The following is a 20,672-nucleotide window of genomic DNA, read 5'->3' as shown; positions in this document are numbered from 1 at the left end:
CATAGATCGTCATCATCGTTCTGCCTAACAAGGACATGGACTGCTTTTTCACGTAAAATAGCTCGCAGTTCATAATAAGGATTTGCGCAATGCCACCTTTTGTCTTGGTTGACGGGTCTTATTTTCTATTTCGTGCTTTTCACGCTTTACCGCCATTAACAACGTCTACTGGCCTACATACTAATGCAATTCGTGGTGCTATCTCAGCGATTCAGAAATTAATGCGTCGTACCCAGCCAACACATATGGCTGTTATTTTTGATACTCCAGAACCAACTTTCCGCCATAAATTATCACCCATATATAAAGGTGATCGTCCAAGCATGCCGGAGGAGTTATCTGAACAAATTCCTTATTTACATGCCCTAATCAAAGCTCTTGGCATCCCGTTATATAGCCTTCCTGGCGCAGAGGCGGATGATATTATTGGGACCTTAACAAAACGAGCATTATCAGAAGGTCATCATGTCTTAATCTCGACAGGTGATAAAGATATGGCTCAACTTGTTAATCCACATGTCAAACTTGAAGATAGTTTTAAAGAACGTGTACTTGATGAGGCAGGTGTATTAGAGAAATTTGGCGTACACCCTCATCAAATTATTGATTATCTTACGCTCATGGGCGATGCATCCGATGGCATCATGGGTGTTCCTGGAGTAGGCGCAAAGACTGCGGCAAAACTATTAACAGAATATGGTTCACTCAATAATATTATTGCGAACGTGGATCAACTCAAAGGTAAACTCAGTCAGAATATCAAAGATAATTTAGACAATATTAAAATTGACCACCAATTGGCAAGTATCGTCTGTGACCTCGATCTCGCTTTAGATTGGCATGATCTAAAATTAAGTCAACCGAACACCGAACAACTTCGTCATTTATACACAGAACTTGAGTTCCGTAACCAATTACAATCTTTGGATCATCCTAATAATCCTAATACGCCTGTCTATCAACAGACCTCTCAAAGTATTGTCAAAGCTGAACAAAAAACTGAATCTATAGCGATAGAAGATCATGCAAATCTTTCAAGCCAAGATGATCAATTAGGTGAAGCAACTTATCATACTGTACTAGAGCAAGCTGACTGGGAGCTATTGTTGCAACGTATGCAACTAGCGGATCACTTTGCAATTGATACAGAGACTACCAACTTAGACTATCGAGTGGCTGAACTGGTTGGATTCTCAATCGCATTTGATGCCAATGAAGCCTACTATGTTCCTCTGGCTCATGATTATGAAGGTGCTCCTGAACAACTCAGTCGGGAACAAGTTTTAGCACAAATCAAACCAATTTTAGAAAATGAGCAAGTCAAGAAAATTGGTCATCATTTAAAATATGATGCTCATATCTTTGCCAATCACGGTATCATAATCCAAGGCTGGTACTTCGATACTATGCTCGCGTCCTATGTTTTGAATGCTGCTGCAACTCGTCATGGTATGGATGATGTAGCACGTGTTTATCTCAGCCACCTGACAACTACTTTCGAACAAATTGCAGGTAAAGGCGCTAAGCAAAAAACCTTTAATCAGATTGAACTCGAAGTTGCAGCACATTATGCAGCCGAAGATGCACACGTCACTTATCGTTTGTATGAAGTACTTTCTTCAAAACTAAAAAGCCATCCTGAACTTGTTAATATTCTCCACAATATTGAGATGCCTGTTGCACGAGTACTGACAGGGATGGAAGAAGATGGAATCAAGCTTGATCATAAATTCTTAGATCAGCTCAGTGTAGAATTCTCCGACACCATGCAAACATTAGAGAATCAAGCAACTGAGCTTGCAGGTGAAACGTTTAATATTGCCTCGCCGAAACAGGTCGGAGAGGTTCTATTCGATAAGTTGGGAATTAAAGGCGGTAAGAAAACTGCCACAGGACAATACAGCACCAGTGAAAGTATTCTTGAAAAAATCGAACATCCTTTAGCGGAAGTGATTTTAGAACATCGCGGCTTAGCAAAACTCAAAAATACATATACTGATCGATTAGTTGAGCAATCACATGATGCAACCCATCGTGTACATACTAGCTATCATCAAGCTTTAACTGCGACGGGACGTTTATCTTCTACTGATCCTAATCTACAAAACATTCCGATTCGTACACCAATTGGTCGCCAAATTCGTAAAGCATTTATCGCTCCCGAAGGTCGTGTCCTGCTTGCAGCAGACTATTCACAAATTGAACTGCGTTTAATGGCTCACTTTTCACAAGATGATGCTTTAGTACACGCTTTTCAACAAGGTCAGGATGTCCATCGTCGTACTGCCGCTGAAGTATTGGGAATCGCTATTGAAGACGTAACCAATGATCAACGTCGCCAAGCTAAAGCGGTTAACTTCGGGCTACTTTACGGTATGTCTGAGTTTGGCTTAACCCGCCAACTTGGTTTCACTCGTGAAGAATCACGTAACTACATCGCACGTTATTTCCAACGTTATCCAGGTGTATTGGATTATATGGAACGTACACGTCAGATTGCTCGTGAGCAAGGTTTTGTAGAAACCATTTTAGGTCGTCGTCTATACACACCTGATATTTTGGCAACAAATAAAATGATCAAGCAAGCAGCTGAACGAGCGGCGATTAATGCCCCCTTACAAGGAAGTGCAGCAGATATCATCAAACTTGCAATGATTGCCGTTGATAAAATTTTGCCTAAAGATCAAGCTAAACTTTTACTGCAAGTGCACGATGAATTGGTTTTTGAAGCTGATGTGTCAATTGCAGATGAACTTTCAAAACAAATTGCTGATGTGATGCAGTCTGTATTAGAAATTTCCGTACCTTTTGTGGTGGAAGTTGGACAAGGTCTAAACTGGGATGCCGCACACTAATTTGTAGGCATAAAAAAAAGGATTGTTTTGACACAATCCTTTTTTTTATTTTCAAACCGATCAAAGACCCGTCAACAGAACTTTTGCAGCTTCATTCATCAAAATCTCAGCAATATACAACGCCAAGAAAGCCAAAATTGGTGACAAATCAATCATCCCCATATTGGGTAGTAAACGACGGAAAGGCGCAAGTAAAGGTTCTGCGAGTTCCTGAATGACTTCAATATATGGTGAGCGTGACTGTGTAAACATCACCACCCAACTCAAAATAATCGTTGCAAAAATCAAGTAGCGACAGAAACGAATCAAATCCTGAATCATCGTCACGAATGTCGTAATTACAAGATAGACAGCACTATGGGGCATCTGCCCTGATAGATACATCAACCCGAAAATTTTCAACAAATAAAGCACAATCAATAAAGCAATTGCCGCTAAATTGACGCGCCCTTTGCCTACGGTTGGCAAACTACGGCTTAGGATATCTACAATTTTGGTCGCTTTAACAGTTGAAAGTACAACTGGGTTATAAGGGCTAACCGCTGCCAATTGCATTAAAAAACGGAAAAAGACCAATAAAATTGCGACATTGATCAAAACACCAAAAATTAGCGCAGAACTTGCACCCATACTTGTCTTATCCTACTTAAACTGATTTAGTCTTTTCACTTAACTCTTGTGCAAGCTCTTGACTACGTTTCTGAGCTGCCGCAAGCGCTGCTTGAATATTTTGTGAAATCTGCGCACGATCAAATACCTCTAATGCAGCTTGAGTCGTACCATTTGGAGATGTCACATTTTTACGCAATTCTGATGGTGAGTTAGAGCTGGTAATTGCCATTTGGGCTGCACCCAATGCTGTTTGCAACGTTAGTGCTGTTGCAACTTTCTCATCTAAGCCCAAATTCTTTCCTGCTCGAATCATACTTTCCATTAGATAGAAAAAATATGCAGGTCCCGAACCTGATACCGCTGTTACCGCATCAATTTGAGCTTCGCTATCGACCCAAATCGTCAAACCTGTCGCAGCTAAAATTTGACTCGTTAACTCACGATCTTGAGCATTAACAGCCTCTGAAGCATAAATACCGTGCGCACCGGTTTCTACTAAAGCAGGTGTATTTGGCATTACACGCACAATACGCTGGCTTCCACCAATCAGCTCTGAAATTGTTTGAATTTCTGCGCCTGCAATAATGGAAATAACCAGTTTATCGGATAGCAAACCTTTTAAAGGTTGTAAAACCGTAGCTAACACTTGAGGCTTAACCGCCAGTACGACCACATCTGCATTTTGAATTGCTTCAACATTGTCTGTGGTTGTTTGAATTCCTTTTTCTTCTAATATTTGACGAATTTGTTCTACTGGATCTGAAACTGTAATTCGTGTTGTTGGCAGCCCGCGAGAAAGTAATCCTCCGATCAAGGCCTGAGCCATGTTACCGCCGCCAATAAAACAGATGTTTTGATTCAATGCTGTCGCCATTTCCTACTCGTCATTTGAAAAAGATTGAGGAGAATTTTCTCGACAATCTGAAACTAAACTTGGTTGCCACCCTCCCTGCTCGATATAGTCAGATTGAGCCAACCAAAACCCTTTAGGGCTAAAAACCCCAAGCATAACATTTTCCACGACTAATATTTGAATTGTATGACGGAACCAAGGCAAAATCTGTGCTTCTTGAATCGCTTTTTTCAGTGGCCAATGCCCGATTCGCCCGTAAAGATGAATTTTTTCACCACCTTGACGTTTAATCAATTTTAAATCTTTATTTAATAATTGTTTGGAAAGACCTATATCTTGCGTCAATATTTTGAACTTACCTGAAGCAGTTTGAATCATTTGTTCCAAGTTGTAAGATTGATTCATAATAGTTTGAATTGGAAAAAGCTTTTCTGCGTACAGCTCTGCATGGGTTAGACGATACAATTTTTTCTGGTAGCGGACATAATAATAAGAATTAATATGTAAAGTTGCTTGTGCATCAGGCTTAGCAAAAATCACTTCATCTTGAAGGCGTTTGACCATTTCATAACTTGGGCGGTATTGATCTTTGCCTTTTATCCAAGCGGACAACAATTGACGTTTGCGTGCATCCGATAATTCCAACAGGCGAGTTAAATCCAGCTCATTCTCAGTTGCACATAATTTCCAATCACTTTGCAGTACATCATCTAAAATTTCTGCGGCATCTTGCATCAGATAACTCGTTCGTGACACAGCTGATTGCATTTTTGGGAAGCGCCTTTCTAATACAGGCCATAACTCTTCACGACACCATGCCCGATCATAATGAGTATCATGATTTGTTGGATCGACAACATAGTCAAAACCAATTTGTTTAGCCCACTCCTCAATTTGCTGTCGGCTGAGCTCTAAAAAAGGTCGCCATATCGTCAAATCTTTTCGCACATCATATGCTTGCATAGCGGATAAACCATTAACACCTGCACCTGAAAATAAACGCAATAGTAGAGTTTCAGCTTGGTCTTGTTGGTGATGAGCTAACACCAAGATTTCATGGCTTTTTAAATGCTTTATATAGGCTTGATAGCGTGCATGACGTGCTTGCTGCTCAAGATTTCCTGCATCGACATGTACTTTTTGGATCACACAAGGAATGTTTAATTGTTCAGATTGTTTCTGAACTAAACATCCCCACTCCGTACTGCTCGATTGCAACTGATGATCAACATAAATTGAACGGGTTTGACTTGGGAAAATTTCGGACATTAGATACAACAACAGCATGGAATCCATGCCGCCGCTGCACCCAATTAAGAATTGAGTATCTTTAGAAAAATGCTGTGTTTGTGCTAAGACGCGATGCCTAAATTGCTGCTGCCAAACTTCATTAAACGTTGATAACGTGCTTCGCATCGTGCTTGAGCATCCATCGGTTGCAATTCTTCTAAGGCTTGTTTGAGTACATCTTTCAAATCATGCATGACTTTCTCAGGTTGCAAATGTGCCCCCTCACCTTCATCCACAACATACTCCACAATTCCAATCGCTTTCAATTTGTCAGCAGTCAGAGCTAAGGCTTCACTCGCTTGAGCTGCTTTATCAGCAGTTTTCCATAAAATAGAAGCACAACCTTCTGGTGAAATTACAGAATAAATACTGTGTGAAAGCATAATTACTCGATCTGCCACACCTATACCTAGCGCACCACCTGAACCACCTTCACCAAGTACAGTCGCAATCACTGGCACTTTCAAACCAGAAAGCTGAGCCAAACTGGTTGCAATCGCTTCTGCTTGTCCACGCTCTTCCGCACCTACACCTGGATAAGCACCCATGGTATCGACAAAGGTAAATACAGGTAAATTAAAACGCTCAGCCATATCTAGCAAACGTTGTGATTTACGATAGCCTTCTGGGTTACACATACCAAAGTTATGTTGTAACTTCTCACGCGTACTACGTCCACGATGTTGACCAACTACCATTACGGGTTGTCCGTCAAAACGAGCAAGACCACCGATCATGGCACCATCATCACCATACAAACGGTCACCGTGAAGTGCATCAAATTCAGTAAAGATTTCACTAACATAATCTAGAAATTGCGGGCGTTCAGGATGTCGCGCAATTTGAACCGTAGCCCAAGCCTTGGACTGAGTCGCTTTATTTTTCATAAGTCGTAGATAATCCCTAACAAGGATGTATTGTTAATCAACAAAATTGTCTGACTGAATATTTAACTCAATGTCCCAATTCTTAAACTGCACTTGCTCATCATGCAAATCAGCAACCAATAAAGGCCATTGTTTAGCATCGCCAGAAACGCTGAGTTGCCATTGTTGACCATTTACAACACTCAGTTCAATGGCAGGAAGCATCTGATCACTACGACTATGGTTCAGCAAAACAGCGAGGCGTAATAGCAAACACAAATAAAGTAAATGGCTGCCACCCACCTTCATTACATCATTTTTTGCATCTGCACGTAATTTACGACGATGGTGCGATACAAGATGAGAGAGGTGATTTTGATCGATTTGAGAGAAACCAGGGATATCAGAATGCTGCAATAAATATGCACCATGACGATGATAACCACCATGACTAATCGCTAAACCAATTTCATGTAAATAAGCTGCACGACGTAGTAAGTCACTGTCTTCAGTCGTTAAATTTAAAGCACCTGCAACGCCATCAAACAATTGTTGCGCGGTATTCACTACACGTTCGGCTTGTTTAGGATCAGCGTTGTAACGTCCCATTAATGCTTGCACACTACGGTCACGAATATCTTCATGTTTAAATCGACCTAACAGGTCATACATCACACCTTCACGTAATGCACCGTCAGAATATGCCAATTTATCAATATTCATCACTTCAAAAATAGCGTACAAAATTGCTAGACCAGCTGGCAAAACTGCTCGACGATCTTCGCGTAGTCCTTCAAAATCAATTTCAGAGACATGTTTGAATTTTAACAAACGATCTTTTAACTTATATAAACCTTCACGGGTCAGATTTTCTTGCTCATCACTTAAACCTAGATTCACAGAAATCTGGCGACAAGCTTTAATCGTACCACTTGAACCGACTACTGTATCCCAGCCTTCTGATTTATATGTATTTGCGATTGCAGAGAGCTCTTTACGCGCAGCAACTACCGCTTTATCAAAGGCTTTTGTTGAAATCTCACCATCTGTAAAATATGCCTTACTAAAGGCAACGCAACCCATTTGCAAGGATTCAGTATGCAAAGGCTCAAACTCTTCACCAATAATAAATTCTGTTGACCCCCCACCGATGTCAACGACTAAACGTCTGCCACCATTTGCCATGGTATGAGAAACACCTAAATAAATTAGACGAGCCTCTTCACGACCAGCAATAATCTCAATTGGCTTTGGTAAAATTTCAGCAGCTTTTTGAATAAACTCGTGACCATTTTTAGCTTGTCGTAACGCATTGGTTGCCACAATTCTTAAACGATTAGGTTGAACAGAACTTAAACGCCCAACGAATCGAGCTAGACAAGCCAAACCACGCTGTTGCGCAGCTTCAGTTAAATTTTTATTTTCATCGAGTCCAGCGGCCAACTGAACCTTTTCTGACATTGAAGCAACTTTCTTAACCTCTCCGTGATCTACACGAGCAATTGCCAAATGGAAACTATTCGATCCCATATCAATCGCAGCAAGTAATTCTTCATCAATCAGAAAATCAGACATTCTTCATATAAACCCATGCTCAATTCACGCATTAGAGTAATTCACATGCTTAGAATTTTAAAGTCATTTTAAGCAATAAAAGCAGTAGATTTTCTCTTTTTAACACATAAATGATTGCATAAGTCGATAGTGAACATCGTGAGCATCCATTGGACTTTTCATTTTGATACTTGAATAATGGCAACAAACCCTTACATTGAATAAAGTAGCAATGTAATATTCATCGTGATGATGATTGAATTCGCACTTTATTTCTAAATTTTGGAGCAACCTTATGTCTGCGACTATTGTTAATACAACTGATGAAAACTTCCAAGCAGATGTTTTAGATGCTGAAACTCCTGTACTTGTAGACTTTTGGGCTGGTTGGTGTGCACCTTGTAAAGCAATTGCACCTGTCCTAGAAGACCTTTCTAACGAATATGCAGGTAAAGTAAAAATCGTTAAAGTCGACGTAACTGCATGTGAAGAAACAGCTGTGAAATACAATATCCGTAATATTCCAGCTCTATTAATGTTCAAAAATGGTGAAGTTGTTGCTCAACAAGTTGGCGCAGCTCCTCGCTCAAAACTTGCTGCATTTATCGATCAAAACGTCTAACTTTATTTAGATTGAACCCGACTTGAAATACGTTATTAGTCTAATAGCGTATTTCCTCGTATAAATTGACATTTTCCTTGATTTAACCTATATTACTGGATCAAGAAGCTTTGAATGGAATCTACTTCATCGCGCTTCTTACAAGACACAAACATAAGATCGCCGCTCGGCAATAACAATTGTTTTCACATTTCTCTCTGAAACAATGAACCAGACTACTGAATTGTGGTTGTGTTAATACAATTACATCAGCACGTATGTATGCGGTCGATTTTTTATTCTTTCCCTAACATTATCCTCCACTTATTCCATTCTGTCTGACCACTTATGAACTTAACTGAACTCAAGAAAAAACCCATTGGCGAACTCATTAAAATTGCGGAGTTTATGGGCCTTGAAGGCATGGCACGTAACCGTAAACAAGATATTATTTTTGCCATTTTAAAGCGCCATGCCATGAATGGCGAAGAAATCTTTGGTGATGGTGTTCTTGAAATCCTTTCTGATGGCTTTGGTTTCCTTCGCTCAGCCGCTGGTTCATATTTAGCTGGACCAGATGATATTTATGTGAGCCCATCACAAATCCGTCGTTTTAACCTTCGAACTGGTGACACCATTACAGGTACAATTCGTCCACCTAAAGAAGGTGAACGTTATTTTGCTTTATTAAAAGTAAATCAAATTAACTACGACACACCAGAAAATTCGCGTAATAAGATTTTATTCGAAAACCTCACCCCATTGTTCCCAACTGAACAACTCGTTATGGAGCTAGGCAATGGTACAACTGAAGATCTCACTGCACGTGTAGTAGATTTAGTAGCACCAATTGGTAAGGGCCAACGTTCAATCATTGTTGCACCGCCTAAAGCAGGTAAAACAATGTTATTGCAAAACATTGCTCAATCAATCGTCCGTAATAATCCAGAAGTATTTCTGATTGTTCTTCTTATTGACGAACGTCCCGAAGAAGTAACGGAAATGGAACGTACAGTACGTGGTGAAGTGGTTGCCTCGACCTTCGATGAAGCACCAGCTCGTCACGTACAAGTTGCGGAAATGGTGATTGAGAAAGCAAAACGTCTAGTTGAGCATAAAAAGGATGTTGTGATTCTGCTTGACTCAATTACTCGTCTTGCACGTGCTTATAATACTGTCATTCCTTCATCTGGCAAGGTACTTACAGGTGGTGTAGATGCTCATGCATTAGAACGCCCAAAACGCTTCTTTGGTGCTGCACGTAATATTGAAGAAGGTGGCTCACTTACAATCATTTCGACCGCATTAATCGAAACAGGTAGTAAGATGGATGATGTCATTTACGAAGAATTCAAAGGTACAGGTAACCAAGAGATTACGCTTGATCGCCGTATTGCAGAGAAACGTGTATTCCCTGCAATGAACATCAAGAAATCAGGTACTCGTCGCGAAGAGCGCTTAATGGGTGAAGAAAACTTACGTAAAGTCTGGATTCTACGCAAATTATTACATCCGATGGATGAGCTTGCCGCAATGGAATTTTTATTAGATCGAATGAAAGAAACCAAGACGAATGATGATTTCTTTGATCAAATGAAACGCAAAGCATCAACATAACGGCAACATAAAAAAGCCACCTTAATGGTCACTGCTGTCCCACAAATATCACAAGAAGAACCTCAATTGAGGTTCTTCTTGTTTTCGCCATTTTTTATCAGGCACAAAGAGTGACCTTAAAAGTTTCCTTTCAAATAAATTGACCTGAATAATTCTCAGTAAACGCTGAACACTCCATCCTTCTTGTGCCATGTGTTTAGCGAAGTTCACCAGCAAATAGGCAATTAATGCAATCCATATTTGCGTTTGTATCGCATTGCGGCTTCGACCTAGAAATGACTTCAGTTTTAAATTCTGCTTGATGGCTTTAAAGAATAACTCAATCTTCCAGCGGTCTTTATAAATTGCAGCAATGGTGGATGCTGCCAGATGAAAGTTGTTGCTCAGAAATTCGAATGTTCTTTTCTTATCTGTATCATAAAACTCTATACGTCTTAATAATTTAGGTGCGCCTCTTTTCTTGGCATGCGCACTACTCAATTCAATACATTCATCCGCAATAATCCCTTTAGTCGCTAATACGCTGCGGCTTGATTTAACTTGATAAACCATCTTTGGGCGTAGCCGGGTTACAAAGCTGACGTTCTGAAGTGTCAACTGAGCAAACCATTGATAATCAACATATCCTTTATCAAAGACGATAATGCTGCCAGCAGGAAATTTAAATGCTCTGCCTTGCACCATATCATTTTCAATACCATCCCCAAGCGCTACAAATTCAGGAATGGTATTGCTGTGATTTAAGCCAACACTGAGTTTAATACTGGCTTTGGATTCATGTACTTTTGCCCATGCGCACAATGACAGTGAAAGATCAATATGACTGGCATCTAGTGAATACAGCGGATTTTTGAATCTAAATTTATGTGCAGTTTTAGAGTTTTCACAGCGCTGAAGCAGCTGTGTGAACAATTGCTGATACAGGCTGGCGGGCTGTTCTTCGTTGAGTCTTGCTAAGGTGCTTCGCGCAATTCTCTTCGCGCCAAGATGATAGAGCTTTTCCTGCTGGGATTCGAGATTGGATTGAATGTCTCTTAAGCTTTGCCGACAAGAAAGTTGGGACATCAATATGGCAACAAACTGATCCCAGCGGGTGGCTGATCTTAATTTTTGCCCAGAGTGATGCAGTTTAGCCAGACGTTCAAAATCTTGTCTTAGAATGGGTTTGAGTAATTGATGAAATACGGTATTCTGATGTGACAAAACCTGAGTCCTTTATAGTTAAAGTGTTTGTTTGCACTCATATTTTAACTATTTAGACTCAGGTTTTTTTATTTAAAGCAAACTATGGGACAGTAGTGCCTTAATGGTGGCTTTTTTTAATTGGTTGACAAGATTACATATTTTTTACATTTAAAATGTATTTCTTGATAAAAATTCAAGTATTTGATTTTAAAAAAATTAACAAATAAAACCCTATTGTAGTAATAAAACTCCTATCAAAAACCAATTATCAATAGTTATTTTCTATCAAAAATTAGCCAATTTTTGTCAAATTTTGTCGTTTTGTTGGACAGAACAGTAGTAATTCATGGTTTGCTTTGATAGGATAGCCACAGACCAGTTAGGCTGCTCCCTGCGTTGTTACCTAAAAGCGTTTAGGAATATTAAAAGCACAAACAGACTAACTAAGGTTTTTTTTAATCTCACAATTTTATGAGAGTGATGCCATGTTATTCAAAAAATTTGCTGTTGTTGCTGCTATCGCTACTACTTTAGCTTTCGTTGGTTGCTCTAAGAAAGAAGAAGCTGCTACTGATGCAAACGCTGCTGCTTCTGAAGCTGTAGCTGCTGCTTCTGAAGCTACTGAAGCTGCTTCTGAAGCTACTGTTGCTGCTTCTGACGCTGTTGTTGCTGCTTCTGACGTTGCTGCTTCTGACGTTGCTGCTTCTGACGTTGCTGCTTCTGCTGCTCAATAATCTAATTTTAGATTATAAAAAAGAGAACCTTACGGTTCTCTTTTTTTATGCCTGATACTTTTATGTTTAATTTTAAATAAAAAAAAGTGGATATAAAAAAAGCAGATCAATCGATCTGCTCATTTCCAACACGTTGTCTAAATTTCTGCCCTGCTCTAAACGTCACTACACGACGAGCAGAAATTGGAATTTCTTCGCCAGTCTTAGGATTTCGCCCTGGGCGTTCACGTTTATCACGCAATTCGAAATTACCGAATCCAGAAAGTTTGACTTGTTCACCCGCAATTAAGGCTTGGCTTATTTCATCAAAAAATAGCTCAACCATTTGCTTTGCTTCTCGGCGATTTAAGCTAGTAAGCTCACTTAAATGGTCCGCCATCTCTGCTTTTGTTAATGCTGTCATGAGGCCCTCAATGTCGCTTGGTAAGTGTCTTCCAACACTTGAATAATGTTATCCATACCAGATTTGATCTCAGCATCTTCAAGCGTACGAGTCGGATGCTGCCATAACAAAGCAAATGCCAATGAGCGTTTGCCCTGTTCAACCCCTTGCCCCGTATACACATCAAATAACCAAGTTGAGTCGAGTAACTCACCACCTGTTTGTTTGATTAACTGCTGAATATCTCTTACCTCAATCTTATCAGAGATTAAAAGCGCAATATCACGTCTAACCGATGGAAAACGTGATAATTCTGTAAAATTAGATACATAAGATTGCAAAACAGCCTGTTGATCCAATTCCGCAACCCAAGTAATGCCCAAATCAAGTGCATTTTCTAATGATGGGTGCAAACGTCCTAAATACCCAATTGACTTGCCATCAACCAATATTTCAGCAGATTGACCAGGATGTAACCACTCTCTTTCGGTACGAATATAATCAACATTCACACGCCCAGCAGCTAATATCTCTTCTACTTCGCCTTTAAAGTCAAAAAAGTCCATCGCTTGCGGCTTGATATGCCAAGATTCAGGAGTACGCGAGCCCACCGCAATCAATGCCAGTGTTGGGATCTGTTTAAGATCATGAATATCTTTTGCATTTTGATAATCAAAACGCAAACCTAATTCAAAGAAGCGTACACGTTGCTGTTGGCGGTTTAAATTATATTGAACACAAGGAATCAAGCTTGATAATAAAGTACTACGCATTGCCGCTAAATCACTAGAAATCGGATTAGCAAGCATTAAAGGTTGTACATTTGGATTTAACTGTTTTTCCAATTTTGCATCAGCAAAACTAAAACTAATCGCTTCTTGATAACCCAAAGTTGCAACAGTTTGACGAAGCTGCGCCACTTCGAAACGATCCTGATATTTTTCTAATTTCACATCAATTTTTGGCAAACTGATTTGGATGTTGTCATAACCGTGAATACGTGCAACTTCTTCAATCAGGTCTTGATAGATTGCCATATCATAACGATGTGATGGTGGAACAACACTCCATTCACCTTGAGCTTTAGTTTCCACCATACAACCCAAACGAGCTAATGCATCAGCAATAAACTCACCAGCCACTTCATAACCCAGCAACTGATCGACTTGTGATTGCTTCAGTGGAATTGCTTCTCGTTTTGGTAATAACTCAGCTTGCTCTGCTACTGTAATTGGGCCAAACTCTCCACCAGCAAAAGCCTGAATAAGCTCAGAAGCACGGTGCATTGCAATCATTGGTAACTCGAAGTCGACACCACGCTCATAACGTTGAGATGAGTCAGTATGCAAGCCAAAACGACGCGCACGACCAGCAATTGCTAAAGGTGCGAAGAAAGCACTTTCAAGGAAGATATCCTGCGTATCGTCTGTAACTGAGGAATCCAAGCCCCCCATAATTCCAGCGATTGCCAAAACCTTTTGCTGATCAGCAATGACCATAATGTCTTCTTGTAACTCAACTTCTTGATCGTTGAGCAAGAGCAATTTTTCTTGAGGTTGTGCTTGGCGAACTTGAATTGATCCTTCGATTTTTGCTAAATCAAAGGCATGCATCGGCTGACCCAACTCCAGCAATACATAGTTGGTCACATCAACCAAAATACTATGTGTGCGAATCCCTGAACGAGCGAGTGCTTGTTCCATCCATTCAGGTGTTTTAGCTTTAACATTTACATTTTTTACGATACGACCTAAATAGCGCGGTGTACCTTCAGTTGTGATATTAACGATTTTCTCATCAGCAATTGTTGCTGCTATTGATTGAATCTTAGGTTCATTTACATTCAATTGATTGATGACTGCAATTTCACGTGCAATACCACGAATACTAAAACAATCACCACGGTTTGGCGTGATACTGATGTCAATCACATTGTCATCAAGTTTTAAATATTCACGGATATTCATGCCAACAGGCGCATCAGCAGGAAGCTCTAACAAGCCATCAATCTTGTCTTCTAAATCGATTTCAGAAGCACCACATAGCATACCTTGTGATTCAATACCACGAAGCTTGCCTTTCTTAATTTTGAAATCGCCTGGTAGTACTGCACCAATGGTTGCAACAGGTGCCTTCATTCCTACACTGACATTTGGCGCACCACAAACGATTTGTAATGGATCACCAGAGCCAATATTTACAGTCGTAACACGTAAGCGATCTGCATCAGGGTGTTGTTCAACAGTGAGTACTTCTCCAATGATGACACCTGTAAATGGCTTTGCCACAGGTGCAAGTTCATCGACTTCCAGACCAAGCATGGTCAATTGATCAGAAAGGGTTTCGCTATCAATCGCTGGGTTCACCCATGTGCGTAACCAATTTTCACTAATTTTCATCTGTATAAACCTTATTTAATCCTGAAAAACTGTTAGGCAAACTGGCGTAAAAAACGCACATCATTTTGGTAGAACATACGTAAGTCATTGATGCCATAACGCAACATTGCAAAACGCTCTACCCCTAAACCAAAAGCAAAACCTTTGTATTTATCAGGATCAATACCAGAAGCACGAAGTACATTTGGATGTACCATGCCACAACCTAAAACTTCCAACCAACGACCGCGTTCATCCATAATATCCACCTCAGCACTTGGTTCAGTGAATGGGAAGTAAGATGGACGGAAACGCACTTTTAAATCTTTTTCGAAAAATTCATTCAGAAGATTAATCAATAGACCTTTTAGCTCAGCAAAGCTGGTGTTTTCAGCAACGTACAAACCTTCGATCTGATGGAACATCGGCGAATGCGTTTGATCCGAGTCACAACGATATACACGGCCAGGACACACGATACGAATTGGCGGCTGACTTGTCTCCATGGTACGAATTTGTACACCCGAGGTATGAGTACGAAGTAAATGCGTTGCATCGAAATAGAAAGTATCATGCATCGCGCGTGCTGGATGATGACCTGGAATATTTAAGGCTTCAAAGTTGTGATAATCATCTTCAACTTCTGGCCCATGTGCAACCTGAAAGCCTGCTTTGGTAAAGAATTGACAAATACGTTCCTGAACTTGAGTCACAGGATGGATGCTTCCCATACGCTGACCGCGACCAGGCAAAGTGATATCAATCGTTTCACTTGCCAATTTTTTTGCCAACTCAGCTTGTTGTAGTGTCTGCTGACGTTCAGTCAAAGCAGCATTGATAGCTTCACGAACAGCATGAATCGCAGCACCTTGTACTTTGCGCTCTTCAGGATCCATTTTTCCTAATGCTTTAGACTGCTCTGCAAGCTGGCTTTTTTTCCCTGTAAATTGCACACGAACTTGGTCGAGTGCGGCAAGGTCTTGAGCCGCTGCAATGGCAGCAAGCGCTTCAGTGGTCAGGGCTTCCAGTGACATAGTAACTCTCAAAGCAACAAATTATAGAAATATAATAAAACGCTATAGTTTATCAGCTTTTTACCTAGTTTATGAAGATAAAGGACTGTTTAAATAGAGTACTTTTTAGCGTTGAACTTTATGCCCAAATGGACAACAAATGCCCGTGGTGCAATAAATTTTCGCAAAAAATAATCAATATCTGAATAAAATGTATAAGATACGAATATCGTCAATGAGAAACAATAACGATGGCGCTTGATCAAATCTGGAAACAACAACTTACACTTGTTTGCTATGGCAATGAATTTCTTGCAGGAAATCTGAACTTTAATCGCTGGATCGAACATCCTATTTTCAGCAAAAACTGCTTAATCTTCAGAGATCTACTACCACAACATTTGCTGGCACAACATTTCCAAATTTGGCTTGAGGGTTTGAAAAAACAAGGCGTCAAAAAACTAAGCTTACATCTTTCTAGTATTCTCAACGACGAACAAAATCCTAATCCTAATGTCGAGCTTCTACCATTTGCACATTTTATTGTAAGTCATCAAACCAATAAAAAAACCGCTTGGATTTGCGGACATGAACTCGCTGAATGGTTTAACACTGATCAGGAATTTGAAACACCTTTTTCTCAAAAAAACACAATAAGAGAAGAGACATTTTGGCGCTATGAATTAAATGATAAATACGCTAAAAAAATCGATACTGATTTACAGAAAATCAATTGGAACGATGTCTCAAAATTTTTAGAGCGCGAATTATTTAATAGCAAATATGCGGAATACTTTTTAGAACCTGAACAACAAGATTTCCCATTTTATGGCTACGAAATAGATCATAATCAGCCTGATGAAACACTTTTAGCGTTGATCCCAACAGATTATCCAGCTGATTGTGCTCATCAATTATTACATCGAACACAAGCACTTATCGACCACTTAGAAGAACAAAAAAAGCACCCTTATACAGATTCTGGTGAACTCATTAGCCCTGAAGAACAAATCAATCTTCGTAATTTTTCACAGAAGGCTGAGGATTTATTCGCTAAATTAATCGTCAAAACAGCAAATCATTATCAGACGGCTCAACTTACCATGGATGAACCAGAGATCATCGACCGAACTATGGAAATCCCACAACAGTTCAATGAAGCTCATCCACACAAGGTTGGAACTTCTAGCGTGATTAAATTAATTATTCTCACAGTCATTATTTGTTTGGTCGCTTATTATTTTGGGCTTTAATAAAAGCGTACAACTTTTAATTAGATTAAATTTCCCATTGATAAATTAGCTCCGTTATTCCTTCGCCGAACTCTGGAAGTTCGGCTTCTCCAATCAATTCAGCTCCAATCTTTTCATAAAAGAAACGACTGGGATTCTTATTAAAAACCTCTAAACGAATAAACTGATATCTTTTCTGAACAACATAGTCGTAAAAGCATTGAAACATTTCACGCCCAATACCTTGTTTTTGGATTTCCTGCAAAAGATAAAAAGCGCGAATTTCAGCTACATTATTTTCAGGATTTAAATATCCATCTAAAAAACCCTTTATTTTTTGATCTTCATTATAAACTAACAATTGATGATCTAAACTTCTTGTGATTGCTTGCCATAATATCAATTTTTCCTGTGCATCTAATTGATCTAATATTTCTTGATTAAGGATATTTGCGTAAGTTTCTTTCCAACACTGTACGTGAATCTCAGCGATTTTAGCTACATCTCCAAAGTTAGCTGTACGTATTTGACCTTTTCGATTGCTTTGCAATTCAACCTCCACAAAAATTTGTTCAGGTAAGTATTGATCACCCAACTTGTATATGAATGTTAAAGAAGCAAAAACTGTGCAAAAGCGAACTAATTATTAAGATCATTTTTCTAAATTAAAAAAACATTTAGCCATAAAAAATAGAGTTTTCACAATTTAAATCACATACTTAAATTGTGAAAACTTAGACTACTAAAAGCAATAATTTACGGTTATAAAAAAATAAATTATGGATGCTCCTATTCTTTTAGGAGATTTTATTGATCTCTAATTATTCTCTATTACTAAATCCTAAAACCATAAAAAAAGACCGCTAAAAAGCGGCCTTCTTTTGAATCTCTAAGCTTATGCAGCTAATGCGCCTTTAGCTTTTTCAGCTAAAGCAGCAAATGCTACTGCATCATGCATAGCGATGTCAGCTAATACGCGACGGTCGATGATCACTTGAGCTTTTTTCAAGCCATCGATCATACGGCTGTAAGACAAACCGTTTTGACGAGCACCAGCATTGATACGCGCAATCCATAAAGCACGGAATTGACGTTTCTTTTGGCGGCGGTCACGGTAAGCGTATTGACCAGCTTTGATTACCGCTTGGAACGCTACGCGGTAAACGCGTGAACGAGCACCATAGTAACCTTTAGCGCGAGCAAGAATTTTTTTGTGACGACGATGAGCCACTACACCACGTTTTACACGAGCCATTTATAATCTCCTTAGATGTATGGGCACATAGCACGAACTGATGCAACGTCACTTACGTGAACCATTACACAACCGCGCAATTGACGGATACGCTTAGCAGATTTTTTGGTCAAAATGTGGCGCTTGAATGCTTGTTTGCGCTTGAAACCGTTTGCAGTCGCTTTGAAGCGTTTAGCTGCACCACGGCGAGTTTTTAACTTAGCCATAGTAACCTCTTTTAGACACCTGTTCGGCGCGTTTGCACTATTGCAAATCGACCTGCAGGTAAGGAAGGCAGCATGATATAACATCTGCGAATAAAACAAAAGTAAAATGCTCATTTTTTGAGTAAGAGTAAGACTTTTACTCAAACGAAATTTTCCATTATTAATTCTCAAAATACGAGAAATTTGCATTAATTACTTACTTATAATAGCTTCAATTCAATCATAAACACTCGAAATGAATACACAACAAGATGCTTTTGCTGCATTGCGCTATCGAGATTTCTCTATCGTTACCTTGAATCAATTCTGCTTAACACTGGCAATTCTGATTCAAGAAATTATCGTTGCTTATTCACTGTATCAAATCACACGTGATCCACTCACATTAGGTTTTATCGGTTTAGCTGAAGCCATTCCATTTATTGCGCTTTCCTTATGGGGTGGTTATTTTGCAGATAAACTCAATAAGCAAACCATTATGAAGGTCTGTTTATTTTTTGCAGCACCATTGCCACTCGTGCTCTGGGCACTCTTTCATTTATACGGTTTAGAAAAGATTAGTGTCTCAACTTTGTCATGGGGAATTTATGCAGTCATTTTCGCATTAGGAACAATTCGAGGTTTCTACAATCCCTCAGCAACCTCTCTCAAGCCATTTCTTATTCCACGTGAACTTTATGCGAATGGTGCAACATGGACGACGATTGGTTGGCAAAGTGGTGTGATTATAGGTCCAATGTTGGGTGGATTTATGTTGGCATTTCTTGGGCGAGAGACCAGCTTGTTCACAGTCACAGGATTGTTAGCAACTTGTTTTATTTTGATTACCCTACTTCAAAAAAGAACTTTTCCAAAAATGGAAACCGAGAACGTTCTTCAGAGTCTGACAGACGGTTTTCGCTTTATTTGGAAAACCAAAATTGTCTTATGGGCCATATCATTAGATCTTATTTCAGTATTATTTGGAGGGGTAATTGCACTTCTGCCTATTTTTGCTGAGGATATTTTAAAGGTCGGTCCAGAAGGATTGGGATACTTACGTGCTGCTCCATCAATTGGTGCGTTGTTAACAATGATTGTTTTAACCAAATTTCCACCAACGCATCATGCTTGGCGAAATATGTTATTCGCTGTTGCTGGTTTTGGTATTTTTACTATTCTATTTGCATACTCAAATAACATTTGGCTATCTCTGTTTGCACTGGCAATGACGGGTGCATGTGATAGTGTTTCTGTTGTTGTTCGTCAAACCGTCTTACAGATTTTCCCGCCTGAGAATATGCGAGGTCGTGTTGCTGCGGTTAATGGCATGTTCGTTTCTTCAAGCAATGAACTCGGCGCTTTTGAATCTGGTTTAGCCGCTAAGTATATGGGAACCATAACTGCAACCATTTTTGGCGGATGTATGACACTTGCTGTGGTGACTTATTGTTGGTTCAAAACAACTGATTTATTTAAAGTCGATATCACCAAAGGTTCGGATCATTAGAACACTTAGGGAAAGCCTGTAAGCTTTCCCTACCCTCAGAAAACACCTAGATATAAAGCATATAAAGTTAAATAACGCCCACCTTTGGCAATCGTAACGATCAGCAAAAAGCGCCAAAAGTTTTCTTTCATCAATCCTGCAATTAAAGTGATCGGATCTCCAACGACAGGAGTCCAGCTTAATAATAAAGAATAGAAACCATATTTATGATAAATCTGTTGTGCTTGTACTAAACGCTGTTCAGAAACAGGAAACCATTTTTTATCTTTAAAATGTTCAATTTTCAGCCCTAACCACCAGTTCACACATGAACCCAATACATTGCCTACAGTCGCAACTAAAATCAAATAAAATGGACTAGAAGGCCCCTGCACCAGTAAAGTCATTAAGACTGCCTCTGACTGTAGAGGCAATAATGTCGCTGCACCAAAAGCAGAAATAAATAACAAAAGATAAGAGATCACGAAACTTTGGGCTCCGATTTAGATCGGACAATATAACTTAGGCTTGAATATAAAAATGGAACAATAAAAGCAATCCAAAATGCGGC

Annotated in this window: 19 protein-coding genes; 6 read left to right on the top strand and 13 right to left on the bottom strand. The window is 39.5% G+C overall.

What is annotated here, in order from left to right; genetic code table 11:
- The first annotated feature begins 89 nt into the window (after positions 1 to 89).
- Positions 90 to 2,855: a DNA polymerase I gene (polA, locus tag R2H34_RS03620; protein WP_042893035.1), complete on the top strand. Its 2,766-nt coding sequence runs from the start codon at positions 90 to 92 to the stop codon at positions 2,853 to 2,855.
- Positions 2,856 to 2,915: 60 nt separating this feature from the next.
- On the opposite strand, the gene R2H34_RS03615 is transcribed toward polA, so the two are convergent.
- From R2H34_RS03615 to ppx, 5 genes are read right to left on the bottom strand one after another with little or no spacing between them, the layout of a single operon-like run.
- Entirely contained in the window at positions 2,916 to 3,485 is a 570-nt protein-coding gene (locus R2H34_RS03615; protein WP_004906765.1) for a YggT family protein, read from the bottom strand.
- A 16-nt stretch (positions 3,486 to 3,501) separates the two neighbouring features.
- Positions 3,502 to 4,341: a pyrroline-5-carboxylate reductase gene (gene proC / locus R2H34_RS03610; protein WP_042893038.1), complete on the bottom strand. Its 840-nt coding sequence runs from the start codon at positions 4,339 to 4,341 to the stop codon at positions 3,502 to 3,504.
- A gap of 3 nt (positions 4,342 to 4,344) precedes the next feature.
- Complete coding sequence (gene tilS, locus R2H34_RS03605; protein ID WP_080747910.1) at positions 4,345 to 5,736, bottom strand: tRNA lysidine(34) synthetase TilS; 1,392 nt, start codon at positions 5,734 to 5,736, stop codon at positions 4,345 to 4,347.
- Positions 5,673 to 6,497 (bottom strand): acetyl-CoA carboxylase carboxyltransferase subunit alpha, encoded by an 825-nt coding sequence (locus R2H34_RS03600; protein WP_005403742.1) that lies wholly within the window; start codon positions 6,495 to 6,497, stop codon positions 5,673 to 5,675. The genes tilS and R2H34_RS03600 overlap by 64 nt, the downstream gene beginning before the upstream one ends.
- A gap of 33 nt (positions 6,498 to 6,530) precedes the next feature.
- Positions 6,531 to 8,051, bottom strand: a complete 1,521-nt coding sequence (ppx, locus tag R2H34_RS03595; RefSeq protein ID WP_042893041.1) for an exopolyphosphatase — start codon at positions 8,049 to 8,051, stop codon at positions 6,531 to 6,533.
- A gap of 274 nt (positions 8,052 to 8,325) precedes the next feature.
- Here ppx and trxA point away from each other — a divergent pair, with 274 nt between their 5' ends.
- On the top strand, positions 8,326 to 8,652 hold the full coding sequence (trxA, locus tag R2H34_RS03590) for a thioredoxin (RefSeq protein WP_004906753.1): 327 nt from the start codon (positions 8,326 to 8,328) through the stop codon (positions 8,650 to 8,652).
- A gap of 327 nt (positions 8,653 to 8,979) precedes the next feature.
- A complete protein-coding gene (rho, locus tag R2H34_RS03585) occupies positions 8,980 to 10,248 on the top strand; it encodes a transcription termination factor Rho (protein WP_004955720.1) in 1,269 nt (422 codons plus the stop codon).
- Positions 10,249 to 10,296: 48 nt separating this feature from the next.
- On the opposite strand, the gene R2H34_RS03580 is transcribed toward rho, so the two are convergent.
- Complete coding sequence (locus R2H34_RS03580) at positions 10,297 to 11,451, bottom strand: IS4 family transposase (RefSeq protein WP_252665822.1); 1,155 nt, start codon at positions 11,449 to 11,451, stop codon at positions 10,297 to 10,299.
- Positions 11,452 to 11,918: 467 nt separating this feature from the next.
- On the opposite strand from R2H34_RS03580, the gene R2H34_RS03575 reads away from it, so the two are divergent.
- Complete coding sequence (locus tag R2H34_RS03575) at positions 11,919 to 12,167, top strand: hypothetical protein (RefSeq protein ID WP_005403740.1); 249 nt, start codon at positions 11,919 to 11,921, stop codon at positions 12,165 to 12,167.
- A 106-nt stretch (positions 12,168 to 12,273) separates the two neighbouring features.
- On the opposite strand, the gene R2H34_RS03570 is transcribed toward R2H34_RS03575, so the two are convergent.
- From R2H34_RS03570 to pheS, 3 genes are read right to left on the bottom strand one after another with little or no spacing between them, the layout of a single operon-like run.
- The gene (locus R2H34_RS03570; RefSeq protein ID WP_004664224.1) at positions 12,274 to 12,570 is read right to left on the bottom strand and encodes an integration host factor subunit alpha; all 297 of its coding nucleotides are present in this window, start codon (positions 12,568 to 12,570) and stop codon (positions 12,274 to 12,276) included.
- Entirely contained in the window at positions 12,567 to 14,948 is a 2,382-nt protein-coding gene (gene pheT, locus R2H34_RS03565; RefSeq protein ID WP_042891709.1) for a phenylalanine--tRNA ligase subunit beta, read from the bottom strand. The genes R2H34_RS03570 and pheT overlap by 4 nt, the downstream gene beginning before the upstream one ends.
- Positions 14,949 to 14,980: 32 nt before the next feature.
- A complete protein-coding gene (pheS, locus tag R2H34_RS03560) occupies positions 14,981 to 15,961 on the bottom strand; it encodes a phenylalanine--tRNA ligase subunit alpha (RefSeq protein WP_004955712.1) in 981 nt (326 codons plus the stop codon).
- Between the two features lie 230 nt (positions 15,962 to 16,191).
- Between pheS and R2H34_RS03555 the strand changes: the two genes are divergently transcribed.
- Complete coding sequence (locus R2H34_RS03555; RefSeq protein ID WP_318342419.1) at positions 16,192 to 17,193, top strand: hypothetical protein; 1,002 nt, start codon at positions 16,192 to 16,194, stop codon at positions 17,191 to 17,193.
- A gap of 25 nt (positions 17,194 to 17,218) precedes the next feature.
- Here R2H34_RS03555 and R2H34_RS03550 read toward each other — a convergent pair whose 3' ends face one another.
- The 3 genes from R2H34_RS03550 to rpmI form a co-directional block, all read right to left on the bottom strand.
- On the bottom strand, positions 17,219 to 17,722 hold the full coding sequence (locus tag R2H34_RS03550; RefSeq protein ID WP_039047764.1) for a GNAT family N-acetyltransferase: 504 nt from the start codon (positions 17,720 to 17,722) through the stop codon (positions 17,219 to 17,221).
- A gap of 345 nt (positions 17,723 to 18,067) precedes the next feature.
- The gene (gene rplT, locus R2H34_RS03545; RefSeq protein ID WP_000124858.1) at positions 18,068 to 18,427 is read right to left on the bottom strand and encodes a 50S ribosomal protein L20; all 360 of its coding nucleotides are present in this window, start codon (positions 18,425 to 18,427) and stop codon (positions 18,068 to 18,070) included.
- 11 nt (positions 18,428 to 18,438) lie between these two features.
- Entirely contained in the window at positions 18,439 to 18,633 is a 195-nt protein-coding gene (gene rpmI, locus R2H34_RS03540; RefSeq protein ID WP_004637967.1) for a 50S ribosomal protein L35, read from the bottom strand.
- Between the two features lie 235 nt (positions 18,634 to 18,868).
- On the opposite strand from rpmI, the gene R2H34_RS03535 reads away from it, so the two are divergent.
- Complete coding sequence (locus R2H34_RS03535; RefSeq protein ID WP_039047749.1) at positions 18,869 to 20,122, top strand: MFS transporter; 1,254 nt, start codon at positions 18,869 to 18,871, stop codon at positions 20,120 to 20,122.
- A gap of 35 nt (positions 20,123 to 20,157) precedes the next feature.
- Here R2H34_RS03535 and R2H34_RS03530 read toward each other — a convergent pair whose 3' ends face one another.
- Entirely contained in the window at positions 20,158 to 20,583 is a 426-nt protein-coding gene (locus R2H34_RS03530; RefSeq protein ID WP_035336354.1) for a YqaA family protein, read from the bottom strand.
- Between the last annotated feature and the right edge of the window lie 89 nt (positions 20,584 to 20,672).

This window comes from Acinetobacter sp. 16 (genome assembly GCF_033439925.1).
Lineage (GTDB): Bacteria > Pseudomonadota > Gammaproteobacteria > Pseudomonadales > Moraxellaceae > Acinetobacter > Acinetobacter junii.
The sequence above is the reverse complement of the archived record's forward strand: the minus strand, read 5'-3'. Positions and strand labels throughout refer to the sequence as shown.

What these genes read in the sequence shown, in the direction of transcription:
- polA (WP_042893035.1), top strand. Translation starts at nt 90, where the DNA reads ATGCCACCTTTTGTCTTGGTTGACGGGTCTTATTTTCTATTTCGTGCT.
- R2H34_RS03615 (WP_004906765.1), bottom strand. Translation starts at nt 3,485, where the DNA reads ATGGGTGCAAGTTCTGCGCTAATTTTTGGTGTTTTGATCAATGTCGCA.
- proC (WP_042893038.1), bottom strand. Translation starts at nt 4,341, where the DNA reads ATGGCGACAGCATTGAATCAAAACATCTGTTTTATTGGCGGCGGTAAC.
- tilS (WP_080747910.1), bottom strand. Translation starts at nt 5,736, where the DNA reads ATGCGAAGCACGTTATCAACGTTTAATGAAGTTTGGCAGCAGCAATTT.
- R2H34_RS03600 (WP_005403742.1), bottom strand. Translation starts at nt 6,497, where the DNA reads ATGAAAAATAAAGCGACTCAGTCCAAGGCTTGGGCTACGGTTCAAATT.
- ppx (WP_042893041.1), bottom strand. Translation starts at nt 8,051, where the DNA reads ATGTCTGATTTTCTGATTGATGAAGAATTACTTGCTGCGATTGATATG.
- trxA (WP_004906753.1), top strand. Translation starts at nt 8,326, where the DNA reads ATGTCTGCGACTATTGTTAATACAACTGATGAAAACTTCCAAGCAGAT.
- rho (WP_004955720.1), top strand. Translation starts at nt 8,980, where the DNA reads ATGAACTTAACTGAACTCAAGAAAAAACCCATTGGCGAACTCATTAAA.
- R2H34_RS03575 (WP_005403740.1), top strand. Translation starts at nt 11,919, where the DNA reads ATGTTATTCAAAAAATTTGCTGTTGTTGCTGCTATCGCTACTACTTTA.
- R2H34_RS03570 (WP_004664224.1), bottom strand. Translation starts at nt 12,570, where the DNA reads ATGACAGCATTAACAAAAGCAGAGATGGCGGACCATTTAAGTGAGCTT.
- pheT (WP_042891709.1), bottom strand. Translation starts at nt 14,948, where the DNA reads ATGAAAATTAGTGAAAATTGGTTACGCACATGGGTGAACCCAGCGATT.
- pheS (WP_004955712.1), bottom strand. Translation starts at nt 15,961, where the DNA reads ATGTCACTGGAAGCCCTGACCACTGAAGCGCTTGCTGCCATTGCAGCG.
- R2H34_RS03555 (WP_318342419.1), top strand. Translation starts at nt 16,192, where the DNA reads ATGGCGCTTGATCAAATCTGGAAACAACAACTTACACTTGTTTGCTAT.
- rplT (WP_000124858.1), bottom strand. Translation starts at nt 18,427, where the DNA reads ATGGCTCGTGTAAAACGTGGTGTAGTGGCTCATCGTCGTCACAAAAAA.
- rpmI (WP_004637967.1), bottom strand. Translation starts at nt 18,633, where the DNA reads ATGGCTAAGTTAAAAACTCGCCGTGGTGCAGCTAAACGCTTCAAAGCG.
- R2H34_RS03535 (WP_039047749.1), top strand. Translation starts at nt 18,869, where the DNA reads ATGAATACACAACAAGATGCTTTTGCTGCATTGCGCTATCGAGATTTC.